The following is a 19,064-nucleotide window of genomic DNA, read 5'->3' as shown; positions in this document are numbered from 1 at the left end:
CCTGCCAGCGGGTGTGGCCTGCCTTCCTCGCACCGGCGACGCGCTTCGTCGCCCTGGTGCCGTGCTGCGAAGAAGCTAATCAGTAGTTCGTTCGCAGACGCGAAAGGCAGGTGAACGAAGGACGTCGTGGAGAGGCCATCAGTGGGCATGATCGGCAACTGAGCCGGTGCTCGTTCGCCTACCCCGACGTACCTGACGCCTCGCCTGAAGTCCAAGCGGGGCAAGGTCTTCCGGCGGCATCGCTTACGAGCCGCGTTGGTGGACGGGTGGCCACAGTTGGCGTGGTCCAACACATGGGCAGCACCAACCCCCGGCCCGCCAGCCTTTCGGCAAGCTGCACGAGCAGCGCTCGTACGTGGATGGTCGCAGGCTTGGTGATCGGCGCGCTTCATCAGAATCCTCCGGGGGTGTCGGTTTTCGTGCCACACGCGACCTCTGTGGCGCGCAGACGACCCGGAGCGGGCCCACGAACCACCACCGACAGCGCGGCGCAGTGTGGGGCGGCGGCGGCCACCACCCGGGCGGCGGCAGCTGTGGCCCGCAGCTCCGCCGGTACGACGACGAACGCGTGGTCGGCCGCCTGCAGTGCGATCACGGCGGCGTCGTCCAGTTGGCGGGGCAGGTCGATCACGACGAAATCTCGACCGCGCTGCGCGGCGTCGACTGTCGCCGCCATCGCGGCGGCGGGCAGCGCCAGCATCTCGCCGCGATCCCAGGAGAGCACCACCAGGTCACCCCGGCTGGGTAGGGCCTGGACCAGCGCGGGCGCGTCCACCCGCCCGTCCGCGCCGGTGAGCGACGGCCAGCGCAGCCCTTCCAACTGTTCCCAGCCGAGCACGAGATCGAGGCCCCCGCCCAGCGGATCGGCGTCGACAAGCAGCGTGCGCAGTCGCGCCCGCGCGGCGGTCACGGCGAGCCCACCAGCGAGGACGCTCGCGCCGGCACCACCCCGCCCGCCGAGCAACGCGACAATCCGGGCGCCGGATCCCTCCGGACAGTCGGGGCCCTGCTCGACGAACCGGTCCAGCAGCCACGGCTCGGCGGCCGGCAGGACGGCGACGTGTTCTGCGCCGATCAGCTCGGCGATCTGCCAACCGGGATCGAGTTGGCCGGCCCGACCCACCAACACCACGCGGGGTCGCTGCGGCAGTCGTGCTCGCAGGCACGGCTGCGCCTGGTCAGCGCCGAGCAACACCAGCGGTGCGGGTAGCCAGCGGGTACGGGCCGCAGCCGGATCTTCGGCGAGCTCCACCTCCGTCCCACCGGCGGCGGCGAGCCGGAGCAGGTCGTCGAGCAGGTCGTCGTCCCCCGTGATGACCAGCGGAAGCCGGCGGATCGGCGGAACGGAGGTACGGGGTGCCATCGCGGCCTCCAGCGGTCAGGGCTCTGTGCCGTCGACCCTGCTCGCCATCGACCCCGCGTAGAGCCCCCAACCTCCTCGCCTGTGGACAACTCAGCGCCCTGTGGACAACGCCCGCCGGGATGGTTGATCTGCTATGCGCACGGGCTGCGCCGCAGCTACGGCCCCTGGATAGAACGCAGCATGATCGCTCGGCAAACATGTCCCCGTCGCCAAATAGGCGCGGTGCCACCACGCCGTGCGCGTACTCGATGGGGGGCATCCCCCGCGAAATAAACGGATCGGCGAGCGGGGCCGGCTCTCCTAGTCTCGTCAGGATGAACAGCGACGACGGGCGGGACCTGGTCCGACGCGGCTACGACAAGCTCTCCTACCACTACCGGGCGGACGACGCCGCTGACGGCCAGTACGGTCCCTGGCTCGACGACCTCCACGGACGCCTGCCTGCCTCGTCCACGGTCCTGGATCTCGGATGCGGCTGTGGCGTGCCGGTCGCCCGCTCCCTCGCCAACGCCGGGCACCACGTGACCGGCATCGACATCAGCGATGTGCAGGTCGAACGGGCACGGCGCCTCGTGCCCACCGGCACCTTCCTACGCGCCGACGCCACCCAAGTCGACCTGCCATCGACCTCGTTCGACGCGGTGGTCTGCCTCTATGCCCTGATTCACCTACCGTTGGCCGATCAACCGCGGCTCATCACGAACATCGCCAGCTGGCTCCGGCCAGGCGGCTGGCTGCTCACCACCGTCGGCAGCAACGCGTGGACCGGTACCGACGACAACTGGCTCGACGGGCCGGCCGCCATGTGGTGGAGCCAAGCCGACACGGCCACCTACCGCTCCTGGCTGCGGCAAGCGGGGCTGGAGATCAGCTCGGAGGACTTCGTCCCGGAGGGCACCAGCGGGCACGCGCTGTTCTGGGCACAGCGACCGCCGACCGCGCCTGACCGTCCGTGAGCTGCGGTGGCGCACTCCCACAGAAAAGGGACGACCCCCGTCGGGGGGAGACGGGGGCCGTCGAAGGTTCGGCTCCGGGGGGGTCGAGCCGAACCACTCGGCGATCACGGGGGGTGCAATCGCCGAGGGTCTGTCTATTTCACGATGTGAAAGCTCGTCGTGCGGACAAGTCTGCCTGAGCGGGCCCGTCACGTCGAGTGGTGTCGACTCCACGCAGTGCGAAAATCTCCTTGCGGAGTGTGAGCGCCATCACGCCGAGTGGAGTCGGTGGTCCCGGCCCGCAGGTCCGAGGGGTGGCGTGACCCCGGGCACCCGCCGACGATAGACCATCCGGCTAGACTTTCGCGCCGTGGGCCGAAGTGCCGCTTTCTTCGATCTGGACAAGACCGTCATCGCCAAGTCGAGCGCTCTCGCGTTCGGTCGTCCGTTCTACCGGGATGGGCTGATCACTCGGCGTGACGTCGTCAAGTCGGCGTACGCGCAGCTGATGTTCCGGCTGGGCGGCACCGACGAGCAGACCATGGCCCGAACACGGGACTACCTGGCCGCACTCTGCAAGGGCTGGCAGGTGGAACAGGTCCGCCAGATCGTCGCGGAGACACTCCACGAGCTGATCAACCCTTATGTGTACGCCGAAGCCGCCGCCCTGATCGAGGAACACCAGGCCGCCGGCCGGGATGTGGTGCTGGTGTCCGCCTCCGGCGAGGAGATGGTCCGGCCGATCGGTGCACTACTCGGGGTGACCGATGTGATCGCCACCCGGATGACGGTGCAGGACGGTCGGTACAGCGGCGAGGTCGAGTTCTACGCGGCCGGGCCGAGCAAGGTCGAGGCGGTCGGCGAGCTGGCCGCCGCTCGCGGCTACGACCTGGCCGACTCGTACGCCTACTCCGACTCGTACAGTGATCGGCCCTTGCTGGAGTGCGTGGGTCACCCGAGCGTGGTGAACCCGGACCGGCAGCTGCGCAAGCTGGCTTCGGAGAACGCCTGGCCGGTGCTGGAGTTCCGGCACCCGATCCCGCTGGGCCGCCGACTGCGGGAGCGGCCGGCCGTGCCGGTCGCCGCTGCGGCCCTGGGTGTCGGCGTGGGCGTGGCCATCGGCATCGCCTGGTACGGCAGGCACCGCCGAACCCGCGCCGCCACCAACGCCTGACCTGCGGGGCAGCGAACGGCGTGCCTGCTGGGCTGCTCAGGCGGCGGCGAGGATCTCGTCGCCGATGGCGGTGAGCTGGTCGGCGCCGACCTCGACGGCCGCCATGTAGTGGCGCAGCCAGGAGCGCAGCCCGTCGGGCGTGCCGGTGGCGAACGCGCCGGCCGAGCCTACGTACTCGGGTTCGCGCTCGCGGTGGCCGACGTCGACGCCGAGCAGGCCGCGCGGGTCCAGGCCGCTGGCGAGCAGCACCAGCCGGGCCGCGCCCCGCGCCACCACGCCCGACGGCCCGGCGAACGGGCGCAGGTTCAGCAGTTCCCCGTGTACGACCGCGGCGAGCACCAGTGGGGAGACCTTCGTGCCTCCGGCGACCAGTCCGGCCAGCCCGTCCAGTCGGGCGGCGACCACCGGATCGGCCACCGGGCGACCCAGCTCGGATTCGGGCACGATGTCGCGGGCGGCGAGTACGTGCAGCTTCGCGAGAGCCTGCCGGGGCGCCTTCGGCCAGAGCTCGCTCAGGCCGGGTAGCGCCCCCGCGACCCGCAGCGCTCCTTGGAGCACCGGATCGGTGACTGTGCCGGCCCGGACCTCTTCGCGCTCGTGGACGGCCCCTTCGAGAGCGGCGCTGGCCACCGCCGACCGGAGGCTCACCTCGGCCGCGACCTGGCCGCCGTTACGGCGTAGCGCGCGGTGCCCCAGCGCCTTGTCGAATCGCTCACGTGCGCTGTCGACGGCGGCGGCGATGTCGGCGAGCGCGAGCAGCGGGGCGAGCGGGTCGGTGGTCACCCCGTCACGCTAGCGACCCGGACCGACCGTCCGGGCCGCACCCGCCCGCAACGCGACCCGCACCACCGCTCAGCCTCGCGGTCGGCGCGGCCCCGCAAGGCATGGTCAACACGGGTTCCTTGAACTCGAGGTGTCCAGCCGCGTGGGATGCCCCGATTTCAAGGAACCCGTGTCGATCAAGGTGCTCGGCCACGGCCGGCGCAGGCACCGGCGAGCGCGCGGCACCGTCGGGCGCGCGGCACGGGCCGCTCGGCGCGAGGGGGCGGGTGGCCCTCGCCGGTCAGGTACCGCGCGACTACCCTTCTGGCCATCGAGACCCAGGTCACCCCGAGGATGAGGAGCCACGGCATGAGCGAGGCATTGGCCAATCTGCTGAACGAGACGCGCCAGTTCCCCCCGCCGGCCGAACTCGCCGCGCACGCCAACGTCACAGTCGACGCGTACGCCGAGGCGCAGGGCGATCGGCTCGCTTTCTGGGCGAAGCAGGCCGACCGGCTGGCCTGGTCGAAGAAGTGGGACGAGGTGCTCGACTGGTCGAATCCGCCGTTCGCGAAGTGGTTCGTCGGTGGGCAGCTCAACGTGGCGTACAACTGTCTGGACCGGCATGTGGAGGCGGGCCGGGGCGACAAGGTGGCCATCCACTGGGAAGGTGAGCCAGGCGACACCCGGACGATCACGTACGCCGACCTGCACGAGATGACCTGCCGGGCGGCGAACGCGCTGACCGATCTGGGGGTGACCGCCGGTGACCGGGTGGCGATCTACCTGCCGATGATTCCGGAGGCTGCGGTCGCCATGCTGGCGTGTGCCCGGATCGGTGCCGCGCACAGTGTGGTCTTCGGTGGTTTCTCCGCCGACTCGTTGAGCAACCGCATCCAGGACGCCAGCGCCAAGGTGGTGATCACCGCCGATGGTGGTTACCGGCGGGGCAAGCCGTCGGCGTTGAAGCCGACAGTGGACGAGGCGGTGGCGAGTTGCCCGTCGGTGGAGCACGTGCTCGTGGTCCGGCGTACCGGCGAGGACGTGGCCTGGACGGCGAAGGACCGCTGGTGGCACGAGACGGTGGAGACGGCGTCGGCCGAGCACACCGCGCAGCCGTTCGACGCCGAGCACCCGCTGTTCATCCTCTACACCAGTGGCACGACGGCCCGGCCGAAGGGCATTCTGCACACCACCGGTGGCTACCTCACGCAGGCGTCGTACACCGCGCATGCGGTCTTCGACCTGAAGCCGGAGACGGACGTCTACTGGTGCACGGCCGACATCGGCTGGGTGACCGGCCACTCCTACATCGTGTACGGGCCGCTCTCCAACGGCGTCACGCAGGTGATGTACGAGGGCACGCCGGACACCCCGCACAAGGGCCGGTTCTGGGAGATCGTCGACCGGTACAAGGTCAGCATCCTCTACACGGCGCCGACGCTGATCCGCACCATGATGAAGTGGGGCGAGGACATCCCGGCGGGCTTCGACCTGTCGTCGTTGCGGCTGCTGGGCAGCGTCGGCGAGCCGATCAACCCCGAGGCGTGGATGTGGTACAGGCAGCACGTCGGCCGGGGTGAGCTGCCCGTCGTGGACACGTGGTGGCAGACCGAGACGGGCTCCATCATGATCTCCCCGCTGCCGGGTGTGACGGCGGCCAAGCCGGGTTCGGCCATGACCCCGCTGCCGGGCATCGTCGCCGACGTGGTGGACGACCAGGGCCAGTCGGTGCCGAACGGCGGTGGCGGCTACCTGGTGCTGCGGGAGCCGTGGCCGTCGATGCTGCGCACCATCTGGGGCGACGACGACCGGTTCATCGAGACGTACTGGTCGCGGTTCGAGGGCATGTACTTCGCCGGTGACGGGGCGAAGAAGGACGACGACGGGCACATCTGGCTGCTCGGCCGTGTGGACGACGTGATGCTGGTGTCCGGGCACAACATCTCCACAACGGAGGTGGAGTCGGCGCTGGTGTCGCACCCGTCGGTGGCCGAGGCTGCGGTGGTGGGTGCCACCGATCCGACGACCGGTCAGGCGATCGTCGCGTTCGCCATCCCGCGCGGCAGCACCGACATCGCCGGCGAGGCCGGTGAGCAGCTCATCGCGGACCTGCGCAACCACGTGTCGAAGACGCTCGGCCCGATCGCCAAGCCGCGGCAGATCATGCTGGTGCCGGAGTTGCCGAAGACCCGCTCCGGCAAGATCATGCGCCGGCTGCTGCGGGACGTGGCGGAGAACCGGTCGCTCGGCGACGTGACGACGTTGCAGGACTCGTCGGTGATGGACCTGATCTCGTCGGGGATGAGTGGCACGAAGTCCGACGAGGACTGACGGCAGGCGTACACCTCGGAGGGTGGCGGTCCGGACGGACCGCCACCCTCCGTCATTTCTTACGGGTACGGCGCGCACGGCCCAACCAGCGTCACATCGGTCGGTCGGATGATCCGGGAGCGGCTGAACGGGCACAGGCGGTGGGCCACCTCTGTCCTTTCGGCCGGTTGTGCCTTAGGTTCACGCAGGTTGGGACAGTTCGACGTTCATCACATCGATGTGCGGCGACTCCAGCTTCCCTCTCCCCATGCCCGAGAATTGGAGCGGCATGAACCACAAACCGCAGTCCGGGGCGCGGCGACGACTACTCGTCGCGCTACCCGCCATCGCCCTCGCGGCCACGTCACTGACCGTGACCGGCAGTGCGGCGGCCCAGTCGTCGGCCACCACCCCGCAGGCGGTGATCGGAGCGGACGAGTACTACATCAACTACGCCGAGCCCGAGGTGCAGACAGACACCAACGGCCGCGAGGTCAAGGGCAAGGGTGGCGTCTACACGCCGGGCGTCGACGCCGCGCGCGCGTTCGACCAGAAGCACGCCCGGGGCAACCCGGTGGCGGCCCGCCAGCTGGCGAAGATCGAAGCCAAGTCGATCAAGACGGGCAAGAACCCCCGGAAGATCAAGAAGGCACCCTCCACGCAGACGGCGAAGCTGCTGACGCTGCTCGTGGAGTTCAACGACCAGGCCAACGACGACTTCACAGGCGTGATGGTCCCCAAGACGGTGTTCGAGGACCGCACCTGCGTCCCCGGCACCGTCCAGAACGGCCCGAAGCACAACAACATCGCGAACCCGGCGACACTGCCGCACGAGGACAACAACTCGATGTGGGTGCCGGACTTCTCGCCGTCGCACTACGACAAGATGCTGTACAGCAAGAAGGGCATCACCGAGCGGGTCCGCAAGGACCTGAGGGGCCCGGACGGCAAGCCGGGCATCGACCTCTCCGGCCGCACCATGCACAACGTGTACCTGGAGATGTCCAAGAACGCGTACACGGTCGACGGGCAGGCCAGCCCGTGGATCACCGTGCCGCACTCCGAGGGCTGGTACGCGGCGTCGCGCTGCTTCCAGGACGAGAACGGCAACTGGGTCGCCGGCCGCCAGCAGTCGATGAACGGGCACCCGGACAACCCGGCCGGCGCGGGCCGGCTGGCGACCGACGCGATCGACGCGCTCGCCGCGCAGGACCCCAGCTTCCCGTGGGCCGACTACGACATCGAGGACCAGGCGGACCGGGACGGCGACGGCAACCTCTTCGAGCCGGACGGCGTCATCGACCACCTCGTGCTGGTGCACGCCGGGCAGGGCAAGTCCCGTGGCGGCGGCACCGAGGGCACGTACGCCGTGTGGGCGCACTCCTCCACGGTCACCGGCGGCTACAGCATCCCGGGCACCAACCTGAAGGTGTCGAACTACATCGTGCAGCCGGAGGATGCCGGCGTCGGCGTCTTCGCCCACGAGTTCGGCCACGACCTCGGCCTGCCGGACCTCTACGACACGTCCGGCAACGCCGACTCCGACGTGGACTTCTGGGACCTGATGGCCTCCGGATCGCACTCAGGCGAGATCTTCCAGGCGCTGCCCACGCACATGGGCATCTGGGACAAGTGGGTGCTCGGCTGGGCCGATCCGCTGACCGTGACGCCCGGCTCGCGCCCGCGCACAGTGGAGGTCGGGCAGACCTCACGTACGCCCGTGCGCACCGAGGACGGCATCAAGGTCGACCTGCCGGACAAGGTGACCACGCTCGCCACGCCGCACAGCGGCACGAAGATGTGGCACAGCAACAACGACCAGAGCTGGGCCGACGTCAAGCTCAGCCGCTCGGTCGACGTGCCGGCGGCCGCAGACGCGAAGTTCTGGATGTGGAACAACTACATCATCGAACAGGACTGGGACTACGGCTTCGTCGAGCTGTCCACGGACGGCGGCACGACCTGGACCGAGCAGAAGGTCTACAACGAGGCCGGTGCCGTGGTCACCACGCCCGACGGCTACCCCGACCCGAACGGCCGGATGAACGACTTCGGCGGCAAGAAGTACGGCCTGACCGGCAGCACCGACGGTTGGCGGCACGACTACGTCGACCTGTCGGCGTACGCCGGCACGACGGTCCAGGTCCGGCTGCGCCTTGCCACCGACGAGGCGTTCGAGGAGCGCAACTGGTTCGTCGACGACTTCTCGGTCACCGGCGGCGGCACCACCACCTGGAGTGACGACGCCGAGGGTGGCGACAACGGCTGGACCGCCACCGGCGGCACCTTCGTCGACACCACTGGCGCGGGCTGGAAGATCAGCACCGGTACAGAGGTGCACGCGCACTACTACCTGGCCGAGTGGCGCAACTTCGACGGCTTCGACGAGGGTCTGAAGTACACCTACGACACGATCTACTCGCACGAGGCGTGGAAGGTCGACCGGATCTCGTACAACGCCCCGGGCATGCTGGTCTGGTACCGAGACACAGCGCTCGGCGACGTCAACCACGTCACCGGGCAGATGACAGCCCTGCCCAGCTACGGGGCGAAGGGCGGGCTGCTCATCGTCGACTCGCACTTCGACCCGTACCGGCGCACCGGCGAGGCGGCGGTGAAGGACCCGTCGGTGACGGACAACCTGCCCAGCCGTCCGCAGTCGTCGAACGCGGCGTTCTCGCTGAAGCCGACGTACCCCTTCACGGAGTGCCTGGAGGCGGCGGACGAGCCGTACAGCGCGTACTGCACGAAGTTCAAGGCACTGCCGCCGGTCAAGGGCTTCACCGACGCCAAGGGCTGGTACCCGGGCATCGAGATGCGCGACGGGGCCGCGTACGCGCGGGACAACGACGCCTCGGTGGTGCTGCCGTCGCGGGACAACGCGCCGTACACCACCCGGGTCACCCACCCGGACGGCAGCCCGGCGCCGGAGTACTACGGCGTGACGCTGGGCGGCGGCGCGATCGTGCTGGGCACCGGTAACCCCGGGGACCAGGGCGTGAACTACGGCGTCTCGCTCACCATCAAGAAGGCCGCGCGGGACAACACGTCCGCCACGATCCACGTCACCTCCGCGAGGCGGTGACCGTTTCCCGCAACTGACAAGCAGTATCGGTGGGGCCGGTGGCGGGAACGCCGCCGGCCCCACTGTCGTACAACTGATCACGCTTATCGAAATGCATCGCTATAGCCGCTCGCGGCACATCGAGCCTGGTCCACGCCCAGATGAGGCGCGCAGGTGTGACGGTGAAAAGCGTTCTCAACAAAATCTTGCAACAAATCGACGCGTTCGTCTTCCCACCCGACGCAGCAGTGTCTATGTTCACCATTGGTCCCACTAGTGGGATCGATCTATCGCCGGCCCGTACCCCCGTTGGGCCGGTTCCCTCACACCGGAGGTACCACGTGCGCAAAGTCGCAGTGGGTCTGCTCGGGCTCTCACTGACGGCGACAGGCCTGGCTTTCGGCCCGTCCGCCTCGGCGGCGCCTCAGCCCAAACTGCCGGCAGCAGCTCCGGCTGCCGCCGAACCGCAGTCACTGAAGGACGAACTCCCCGACAAGCTCGAGGCCAAGCGCCGTGAGCTGCGTCAGCAGGGTCTCAGCGACGTACTGAGCGGGCGCAGCAAGCCGATTCAGCGCAACGGCAGCACGGTCGTCAAGGTCGGTCAGGTCGGCAAGGCGGACACCAACGCCAACGCCCGGTCCGCCACCGCCCAGGCGACCGAGGACCAGTACGTCGAGCTCCAGCGCGAACGGACCGACAAGATCTTCGTGATCCTGGCCGAGTTCGGCAACCAGCGGCACCCGTCCTACCCGGACAAGGACCTCAACCCGAACATCGCCGGTCCGGCGACCTTCGAGGGTCCGCTGCACAACCAGATCCCGCAGCCCAACCGGGCCGTGGACAACAAGACCGTCTGGCAGCCGGACTACAGCCCGGACCACTTCCGCCAGCTGTACTTCGGCACCAACCCCGGCGACGAGTCGCTGAAGCAGTACTACGAGGCCCAGTCCTCCGGCCGCTACACGGTCGAGGGCCAGGTCACCGACTGGGTCAAGGTTCCGTACAACGAGGCCCGCTACGGTCGTTCCGACGACCCGAAGGCCGACAACGACCCGACCGGCGACCCGGCCGTCTGCGGCGACAACGTCTGCTCGAACACGTGGGCGCTGATCCGCGACGCCGCCAACCAGTGGGTCGCCGACCAGAAGGCCAAGGGCCGGACGGACGCCCAGATCGCCGAGGAGATGCGGTCCTACGACCAGTGGGACCGGTTCGACTACGACGGTGACGGCGACTTCAACGAGTCGGACGGCTACATCGACCACTTCCAGATCGTCCACTCCGGCGGCGACCAGGCCGACGGTGACCCGCAGCAGGGTGAGGACGCCATCTGGAGCCACCGTTGGTCGGCGTTCAACAGCTCGCCGGTCGGCCCGCCGAACTTCCCGATCGGTGGCACCCAGATCGGCAACACCGGCGTCTGGATCCGCGACTACACGATCCAGCCGGAAAACGGTGGCCGCAGCGTCTTCTACCACGAGTACGGCCACGACCTGGGCCTGCCGGACGACTACGGACCGGCCGACAACAGCAACGAGCACTGGACCCTGATGGCCCAGAGCCGACTCGGCGCCAAGAACGACGGCGGCATCGGCGAGCGCGGCGGCGACCTCGGCGCGTGGAACAAGCTCCAGCTCGGCTGGCTCGACTACGAGGTGGTCGTGGCGGGGCAGAAGCGCACGTTGGACCTCGGCCCGCAGGAGTACAACTCCGCCAAGGCGCAGGCCGTGGTGGTGGTGTTGCCCAAGCGGGAGTACACGTTCAACTACGGCGCACCGTTCGAGGGCTCCAAGCAGTATTTCTCCGGTAACGACGACAACCTCAACCAGACCATGACGAGGACGTTCGACCTCACCGGCAAGTCCTCGGCGGCGATGTCGCTCAAGGGCAAGTACTCCATCGAGGAGAACTACGACTACCTCTACTTCGAGGCGTCGACCGACGGCGGCCAGACCTGGGTCGACCTGGACGGCACGGTCAACGGTGAGCCGATCGGCGTGGACGGCGCGGGTCGCCCGGCCCTCGACGGCAGCAGCAACGGCGCGTGGGCGGACATCAACATCCCGCTGACGTCGCTCGCCGGCAAGGTGGCTCAGATCCGCCTGCACTACGTCACCGACGGCGGTGTCGCCGAGGGTGGCTTCTTCGGTGACGCGATCACCGTTACCGCGGACGGCGCCACGGTGTTCAGCGACGGTGCCGAGACCGCTGACGCGGGCTGGGACCTGAAGGGTTGGGAGGCGGTCGGGGCCACCTACACCCGGCTGTTCGACAACTACTACATCGCTGGCAACCGGTCGTACGTCTCGTACGACAAGTACCTGAAGACCGGCCCGTACTTCTTCGGCTACGCGAACACCCGCCCGAACTGGGTGGACCACTACGCGTACCAGGAGGGCCTGCTCATCTCGTACTGGAACACCCGCTGGCCCGACAACAACACCGTCGCCCACCCGGGTGAGGGTCGGAACCTGTACATCGACGCGCACCCGCGCCCGATCTACAACCTGACCGGGGCTCCCTGGCGTGCTCGTGTGCAGATGTACGACGCGCCGTTCAGCCTCAAGAAGGCCGACTCGTTCACGCTGCGCCTCAACAGCCAGCCGCAGTACATCCGTGGCCAGGACGCGGAGCCGCTGTTCGACGACACCAAGAAGTACTTCTACGAGGAGCTGCCGAACCACGGCGTCAAGCTCCCCGCAGCCGGTGTCAAGATCAAGGTTCAGGAGCAGGACGGCACTTCGATGAAGATCCGTATCTCCTAGTTCCGCAGCAGCAGACGGCGGCGTCCGGGGTTCTCCCCGGGCGCCGCTGCCGTTTCCGACACCGACGGCCCCACGCCGCCCGAGCTGGCCTCCCGCCGGAACCGCAGCGCCCTGACCTGCGTCGAAGAGATGTGCTGACAACCCCCCGCGCCCTGGTCCTGCTTCTCCCGCTGCTGACGATGGTCGCGTGCGCCAGCCCCCGAGACGCCGCAGCGCCCGCCGAGGGCGGCACCACCCCGCTCACGCCGACAGTCACACCGACGCCGCCCCCGACCGACCCGTCCGCGTCGGGCGAGACCACCCCTCCAGCCCCGCCGTCGCTGTCCGCCACCAACCCACCGCTGTCCTCCACCGTGCCGCCGACGATGCGCCCACCCGCTGCCAAACCGAGCCCGCCCAGCGACCTGCGGCAGACCGACCTGATCAGCGGCACCATCACCCAGGGCGGCACCGGCCCCTGCTACCGGCTCGTCAGCGAGGACGGCACCGAATACGCCCTGCACGGCCCGGACGCCGGCGAACTACGGACCGGGAGCTTCGTCACGCTGCGAATCGGACCCGCGCGAGCACGCATCAGCTGCGGCCCGGGACTGGCCAGAAGCATCATCCCCGAGTGAACGGCCGTACCGTCGCCTGTCGAGCAGCGGACCACCGCGGACGGGCCCGGACCGTGCCCTGTGCCACGGGACCTAGGCTGAGCGCATGACCGACCAGCGCGGCGACGCCGTCGACGAATCCTGCGTCCTCACCGAGGGGCCGTGGACGCACCGCTTCGTCGGCGCCAACGGCAGCCGCTTCCACGTGGTCGAGGCCGGCACCGGGCCGATGGTGCTGTTCCTGCACGGCTTCCCCGAGCACTGGTGGGCCTGGCACCAGATGCTCCCGGCGGTCGCCGACGCCGGCTTCCGGGCGGTCGCCGTCGACCTGCGCGGCTACGGCGCCAGCGACAAACCACCCCGGGGGTACGACGGCTACACGCTCGCCGCCGACATCGCCGGGCTGATCCGCGCGCTCGGCGAACGGTCCGCGACGGTGGTCGGCAGTGGCGTCGGCGGCATGGTCGCCTGGACGGTGGCCTCGTTCCACCCGTCCCTCGTTCGCCGGCTCGTGGTGTTGGGGGCACCGCATCCACTGCGGCTGCGCGCCGCCATCTTCGCCGACCCGCGTGGCCAGTTCGCCGCCTCCACCGTCGCGCTCAAGTTCCAAATCCCCCGCTACGAGCACGTGCTGACCCGCGACGGCGCGGCGGCCGTCGCGGAGATCCTGCGCCGCTGGGGCGGGCCGCGCTGGACCGTCAGCCAGGACTTCGAGGCGTACGCCGAGCGGTGCCGGGAGGCCATGCTCATCCCGCAGGCCGCCTTCTGCGCCATGGAGGGATACCGCTGGGCGTTCCGATCGGCGCTGCGGCTGCACGGCTACCGGTTCGTTCGCCTGATGCAGAAGCCCCTGGTCACCCCGACCCTGCAACTGCACGGCGCGCGCGACGTCGCCGCCCTGCCGCGTACCGCCCTCGGCTCCGGCCGGTACGTCGTCGCACAGTACGAGTGGCGATTACTCGACGAGGTGGGCCACTTTCCGCACCTGGAGGCCCCGGATCTGGTGCTCGGCGAGATCCTGCGGTGGGCCAAGTCCTGAGCGGTCAGACCCGCTGCTCCCTTGAGCCGTCAGACCCGCTGCTCCCGCAGGTCGGTGACCTCGGCGGCCGGCGCCCAGCCCTGGTAGACGCCGAAGTCGAAGACCTCCAACCGCATCGCCTCGGCCACCGGCCAGCGCCCACCCGTGTACTCCACACGAAGCCACGCGTCGTGCTCACCGAGCACGATGAACGGCTGCCCCTGCCACGTGCAGGTGGTCCGCACGTACGCCAGGTCCTCGATCTCGCTCGCCGGCAGCACCCGCACGTACCGGCCGGGCCGGACCTCCTCGAAGCCCTCAGCCGGCTCCGGCTGGTACAGGCGGATGTCGTCGCCGTCCGGGCTGGCCTGGTACTCCCGACCCCGCCAGCGGGCCACGTAGCCGTCCCGCATCACGCCTCCCCGACCCGTCGCCACACCACGGCGTCCGTGTCGAGGACCGCGACCACCCGCTCGGTGCCGTCCCCGCCGATCCGCCAGAGCTGCGCGCCGTGCGGCAGCCGCACGCTGTCCACCTTGAACTCCGCCACCACGTCGCTGCTCTCGCCGGGGGCGAAACCGTTGCCGCGGAACGGTGGGCGCTCGATGACCCAGCCCTCCATGGCCCGCATCGCCGCCTCGTTCTGCCCGCCGTACGGGATCCGGTAGAGGCTGGGCCGGTGCGCCGGCCACCGCAGCACGTAGATCTCCTCGGCGTCCCGCACGAACGGTGATCCCGGGTAGCTGAGACCCAGCGCGTCGTGCAGTTCGGCAGGCGTGGTCAGGTGCGCCAACTCCCCCGCACGGTGCACGAAACCGGAGACCCTGTCGTACCCGCGCTCCAGGTAGTACGCGAGCTGGCTCGGCGCGATCGCCTTCTGCATCACCGTCGGACGGGTCGGGTCGACAGCGGCCGGGGCGTACCGAGGGCGGGCAGCGGGTTCCTCCACTGCCGCCGGCTCCTGCGGATCCACCTCGAGGTCGTCGCCGAGTCCCACCTCGGCGGCCCAGTTGGCCAGCGCGACGATCTGCTCGCCGGGCAGCTTGGCGCCGACCGGAGTGCCCGGGTTGACGGCGAACGACCAGTCCTCGTCCGGCCAACGCCGGATCAGCTGGGCGAACTTCACCCGGACCGTGTCGACATCGCCCTCGGTGTGGTCGGCGAGGCGCTCCGGCGAGGTGTAGACCACGACGTACGTCTCGCCGTCGAGCTGCGCGGTGCGCCAGACGAAACCCGGGTCGCCGGGCCGGCTGCCGCGCGCCGAATCCGGTGCGGCCGGCAGCAGCACTCGGGCCAGCAGCAGGGTGGACAGGAACGTGTCAGTGCTGCCGGAACCTGCCGCGCTGAGCAGGTCCTCCTCGACGGTGTTGGCCGGCTCGAACTCGACCGGCGCAGGCGTCTCCGCAGGCGGGCGCTGCCCGTCCGCGACCGGAAGCGTGCCGCTGTCGGGGGTGGTCACGTCGAGGCGTGCCGTCTCCACGCCGCTGTCAACCGGGTAAGACGACGTCCCCACCGGGAAAGGGTGGCCACCAACCTCCGCAGCCAACGGGGAAGGCGAGTCACCGACGCCCGCAGCCGCTGGGGAGGACGAGTCACCGACGCCCGCAGCCGCTGGGGAGGACGACTCGCCAAAGCCCGCTGCCGCCGGGGAGGGCGATCCGTTGACGTCCGGAGCGATCGGGGGAAGCGGGCCGCCGACGTCCTCGCCCACAGGCGTCGCGCGGTCGTCCGCGCCGGTCCGGTCCGCGCCGATCCAGTCCGCACTGATCCGGTCCGCACCGTTCACATCGACAGGCGACGCGCCGAAGCCCGCACGCTCGTCAACGACCGAGGTACCGGCACGCTCGTCGGCGCGCCAACCACCCGCAGCGGCATCGACCGGACGCTCGCCGACCACGTCCGGGCCGGCGTCTGCCGGCGCGGACATCCGACGCGCGGCCGCAGGCTCGAACAGGCTCGGCTCGGACGACGCAGGTCGGACCGGCGGCGCCGGCTCGGGAGCGGGCGTGCCGAACGGTGCCGGGTCGGAGGCGGACGTGCCGGACGGTGCCGGGCCGGGAGCGGACGCGCCGAACGGTGCCGGGTCGGGAGCGGACGTGCCGAACGGTGCCGGGCCGGGAGCGGACGCGCCGAACGGTGCCGGATCGGGAGCAGGCGCCCCGAACGGAGCCGGATCGGGAGCAGGCGCGTCCGGGGCAGCAGCGCCGAACACAGGCGCGTCGGGCTTGTCGAACGGTGGTGGGGCGGAGGGCGGTCCGGGGCGGGAGGCCGCCTCGACCCGGGCATCAGCTTCGGCCGTGTCGGTGAGGTCGCGGGACTCGATGATGGTGCCCTCGATGACGATGGGCGTGAAGCCCCGCCGCGAACCGGGCGGCCCGGAGACCGGCTCCGCCACCGATGGCGGTATCTCCTCCGCGGGCTCGAACTGGCGCGGGTCGATCGGCCGACCGTGCGGGATCGCCTGGGTCTCGTCCTCCGAGGGTCGCCCGGCCGGGTTCGGCGCAGGTGCACCGGTGGCCGTACCGGGCACCCGGAAGGCACGGGTGGGCTCGTGAGCCAGCGGATCGGGGCGGCGGGGTGGCAGGGGCTGGGTGGCCTCCTCGTTCGCCGAAGGAGCGCGTACCCCTCTGGGTGCGCCCAGGTCGGCGGCGGCCGGCGGCGGCATGGGGAAGGCCCGGGTGGGGCCGTCGTCGGCGGGGCGGCGGCGCGGGAAGGGCTGGCTGCCCCGGGCGAACCGGGATGGCGGCACCGCGCGGTCGCCGGGGCGGACGTCACCGGGGGTGGTGCCGGACGGCCGGCTCCGACCCGAGGTCGGTTCGAAGAAGGAGCGCCGACCGTCTGGGGCAGCGCCGTTGGTCGCAGCCGGGTCGTCGGTGTCGGCGGCCGGCCGGCTCGCGGGCGGCCAGCCCGCGCCGGCGGCGTCGGTCGGTACGGGAGCGGGTCGGTCAGGGGGAGCCAACGCCGCGTACCGGGATGCGCCGGCATCGGATCGCGCCGGCCGGGGCGGGCCGGTCGGGTGCCGCTGGCCGGCAGCGGGCATGTCGTCCACACCGGACCCTCGCGACAGCCCGGCCGCGCCAGGTGTGGGGTTCGGCGCCGTCGGCCCACCTACCGGGGGCACGGCGGTCGTCGGCGAAGGCCGTCCGGACGAGGTGGCCGCCGGCCCGGTGCCGGGTGCGGCCTCCCGGCTGGTCGTGCCGGCTCTGGATCGCGCCAGGGTCTCGGCGCGTTCCAGTCGGGCGCGGGCACCCATGGCCCGGCCGGGCAGCCGGACATCGCCACGCGAGAGTTGGGAGACGAACCATGCCGGCAGGTAGCCCTCGACGGGCAATCCCGGGTTGACCGCTAGCCACCACTCGTGGTTGGGCCAGGCCAGGGCGAGGTCCGCGAACGGGACGCGGCGGGTGCCGGCGGTGTGCTCGCCGAGGCAGGCGCGCAGCGCGGCGGAGGAGGTGAAGGCCAGTACGTGGGTCCGGCCGCCGGTGGTCCAGGTGCCCCAGCCGGAGGGTGGCTGGCCGGGCGGCGTCGGCGCGGAGACCGGCAACAACAGATCGGTGCGGGACAGGAGGCGGAAGTACAGCTCCTGGTCATTGGCGCGCAGCGCTTCCCGCATCGCCACCTCGGCCTCCGTGGCCGGCTCCCATTCGGTCACGGCCACCTCCCCTTCCGAGAACAGGCCACAGGTATCGCGTACAACCTACAAGGTGGTATCAAGATCACAATGGCTGGCCGGCGGCGGCCCGCCGGGGTGTCGGTGAGGCGATAACATCCCGTTCCGGAGCCGACACGATACGGAGGCCGTCGATGTCGCTGTCGATTGCGCGCCCGGTCCTGGCCGGTCTGTCGGCAGCCCTGCTGACCGGCGCGGTCCTTCCGCCCGCCGCCGCTCACGCCGCACTCCGGGAGGCACCGGCCTGCGCGACCCCACTCGCGCCCGTCCGGCCGGTGGATGCCACACCCTGGCCACAGCAACGGTACGACCCCACACGGCTCACTCCGCTGACGACCGGAGCCGGTGTGACGGTCGCGGTCGTCGACTCCGGGGTCGACCGGGTGCATCCTCAACTGGCCGGGCGGGTGCGGGCGGGCACCGACCTGCTCGACCCGGGCGGGGACGGCGGACGGGACTGCGCCGGCCACGGTACCGGCGTCGCCAGCATCATCGCGGCGACCCCCCGATCCGGCATCGCCTTCCACGGCCTCGCCCCGGGTGCCCGGATCCTGCCGGTACGGGTGAGTGAGCAGCAGGTGGTGCAAGGGCGGGAATCGGGACGTACGGTCAGTGCCGACGAGTTCGCCCGCGCGATCCGCTGGGCCGTCGACCACGACGCCGACGTGGTGAACCTCTCCGTCGTGCTGTACGCCGACGACCCGCAGGTCCGCTCCGCAGTGCGGTACGCCCTCGACCGGGACGTGGTGCTCGTGGCCGCCGCCGGCAACCTGCACGACAGCGGAAATCCTCGCCCGTTCCCCGCCGCGTACGACGGTGTGCTCGGGGTGGGTGCGATCGGTGTGGACGGCGCGCGGGCGACCTTCTCCCAGATCGGCGCGTACGTCGACCTGGTGGCGCCGGGTAGCGACGTGCTGGTGGCCGCACCCGGTCAGGGCCACCAGCGCGTCGAGGGCACGAGTTACGCGGTGCCGTTCGTGGCCGCCACAGCTGCGCTGCTGCGGTCGTACCGGCCGGAGTTGACCGCTGCTCAGGTGGTGCAGCGGATCGTCGCGACTGCCGATCCGGCGCCCGGCGCGGGCCAGGGCGGCGGGTACGGCGCCGGTGTGCTGAACCCCTATCGAGCGGTCACCGAGACTGGCGGCGGTGCTACGGCCCCTCGGTCGGTTGCCGCGCTTGCCGACGACCGGGCCGACCCGGTGCTGCTCGCCCGCCAGGAACGCCGTGCCACGGCACAGGACCGGGCTCTGGCGGTCGGCGCGGTGATCGGCACGGTGGCGGTCGCCGTGGTGCTGCTCGCCCTGGTGCTGCCCCGAGGAGCACGTCGGCGCTGGCGCCCAGCCGACCCCGCCTGACCCCAGCACCGCGCACACCCGGCCCGGGGCGGCTCATCAAGAAAAGCGG

The 19,064-nt window shown here is 70.7% G+C and carries 11 protein-coding genes and 1 pseudogene; 8 read left to right on the top strand and 4 right to left on the bottom strand.

Features of this window, described 5'->3' with window-relative positions:
• Positions 1-427: 427 nt before the first annotated feature.
• Positions 428-1,315, bottom strand: a pseudogene (gene ssd / locus ADK66_RS02990) (septum site-determining protein Ssd); the annotation flags it as partial.
• 362 nt (positions 1,316-1,677) lie between these two features.
• On the opposite strand from ssd, the gene ADK66_RS02985 reads away from it, so the two are divergent.
• Both ADK66_RS02985 and ADK66_RS02980 read left to right on the top strand, forming a co-directional pair.
• Positions 1,678-2,319 carry a bifunctional 2-polyprenyl-6-hydroxyphenol methylase/3-demethylubiquinol 3-O-methyltransferase UbiG gene (locus ADK66_RS02985; protein ID WP_053652257.1) on the top strand — a complete coding sequence of 214 codons (642 nt, stop codon included), beginning with the start codon at positions 1,678-1,680 and terminating at the stop codon, positions 2,317-2,319.
• A gap of 349 nt (positions 2,320-2,668) precedes the next feature.
• Positions 2,669-3,472, top strand: a complete 804-nt coding sequence (locus ADK66_RS02980; RefSeq protein WP_053652256.1) for an HAD family phosphatase — start codon at positions 2,669-2,671, stop codon at positions 3,470-3,472.
• Positions 3,473-3,508: 36 nt separating this feature from the next.
• On the opposite strand, the gene ADK66_RS02975 is transcribed toward ADK66_RS02980, so the two are convergent.
• Positions 3,509-4,255, bottom strand: coding sequence for an oxidoreductase (locus ADK66_RS02975; RefSeq protein ID WP_053652255.1), 747 nt, complete (start codon positions 4,253-4,255; stop codon positions 3,509-3,511).
• Between the two features lie 348 nt (positions 4,256-4,603).
• On the opposite strand from ADK66_RS02975, the gene acs reads away from it, so the two are divergent.
• From acs to ADK66_RS02950, 5 genes are all read left to right on the top strand, one after another.
• Positions 4,604-6,568, top strand: coding sequence for an acetate--CoA ligase (gene acs, locus ADK66_RS02970; RefSeq protein WP_053652254.1), 1,965 nt, complete (start codon positions 4,604-4,606; stop codon positions 6,566-6,568).
• 268 nt (positions 6,569-6,836) lie between these two features.
• Positions 6,837-9,632, top strand: a complete 2,796-nt coding sequence (locus tag ADK66_RS02965) for an immune inhibitor A domain-containing protein (protein WP_053652369.1) — start codon at positions 6,837-6,839, stop codon at positions 9,630-9,632.
• Positions 9,633-9,967: 335 nt separating this feature from the next.
• Positions 9,968-12,376 carry an immune inhibitor A domain-containing protein gene (locus tag ADK66_RS02960; protein ID WP_053652253.1) on the top strand — a complete coding sequence of 803 codons (2,409 nt, stop codon included), beginning with the start codon at positions 9,968-9,970 and terminating at the stop codon, positions 12,374-12,376.
• Between the two features lie 131 nt (positions 12,377-12,507).
• The gene (locus ADK66_RS31190) at positions 12,508-12,993 is read left to right on the top strand and encodes a hypothetical protein (RefSeq protein ID WP_053652252.1); all 486 of its coding nucleotides are present in this window, start codon (positions 12,508-12,510) and stop codon (positions 12,991-12,993) included.
• 85 nt (positions 12,994-13,078) lie between these two features.
• Positions 13,079-14,011 (top strand): alpha/beta fold hydrolase, encoded by a 933-nt coding sequence (locus ADK66_RS02950; protein ID WP_053652251.1) that lies wholly within the window; start codon positions 13,079-13,081, stop codon positions 14,009-14,011.
• Between the two features lie 29 nt (positions 14,012-14,040).
• Here ADK66_RS02950 and ADK66_RS02945 read toward each other — a convergent pair whose 3' ends face one another.
• Positions 14,041-14,406 (bottom strand): hypothetical protein, encoded by a 366-nt coding sequence (locus ADK66_RS02945; RefSeq protein WP_053652250.1) that lies wholly within the window; start codon positions 14,404-14,406, stop codon positions 14,041-14,043.
• Entirely contained in the window at positions 14,403-17,642 is a 3,240-nt protein-coding gene (locus ADK66_RS02940) for an SseB family protein (RefSeq protein ID WP_053652368.1), read from the bottom strand. Before ADK66_RS02940 ends, ADK66_RS02945 begins: the two co-directional genes overlap by 4 nt.
• A 152-nt stretch (positions 17,643-17,794) precedes the next feature.
• Here ADK66_RS02940 and mycP point away from each other — a divergent pair, with 152 nt between their 5' ends.
• Positions 17,795-19,015, top strand: coding sequence for a type VII secretion-associated serine protease mycosin (gene mycP / locus ADK66_RS02935; RefSeq protein WP_053652249.1), 1,221 nt, complete (start codon positions 17,795-17,797; stop codon positions 19,013-19,015).
• Positions 19,016-19,064: the final 49 nt, after the last annotated feature.

It is taken from the genome of Micromonospora sp. NRRL B-16802, from assembly GCF_001279555.1.
Lineage (GTDB): Bacteria > Actinomycetota > Actinomycetes > Mycobacteriales > Micromonosporaceae > Micromonospora > Micromonospora profundi.
This window is presented reverse-complemented; position numbering and strand designations above follow the sequence as displayed.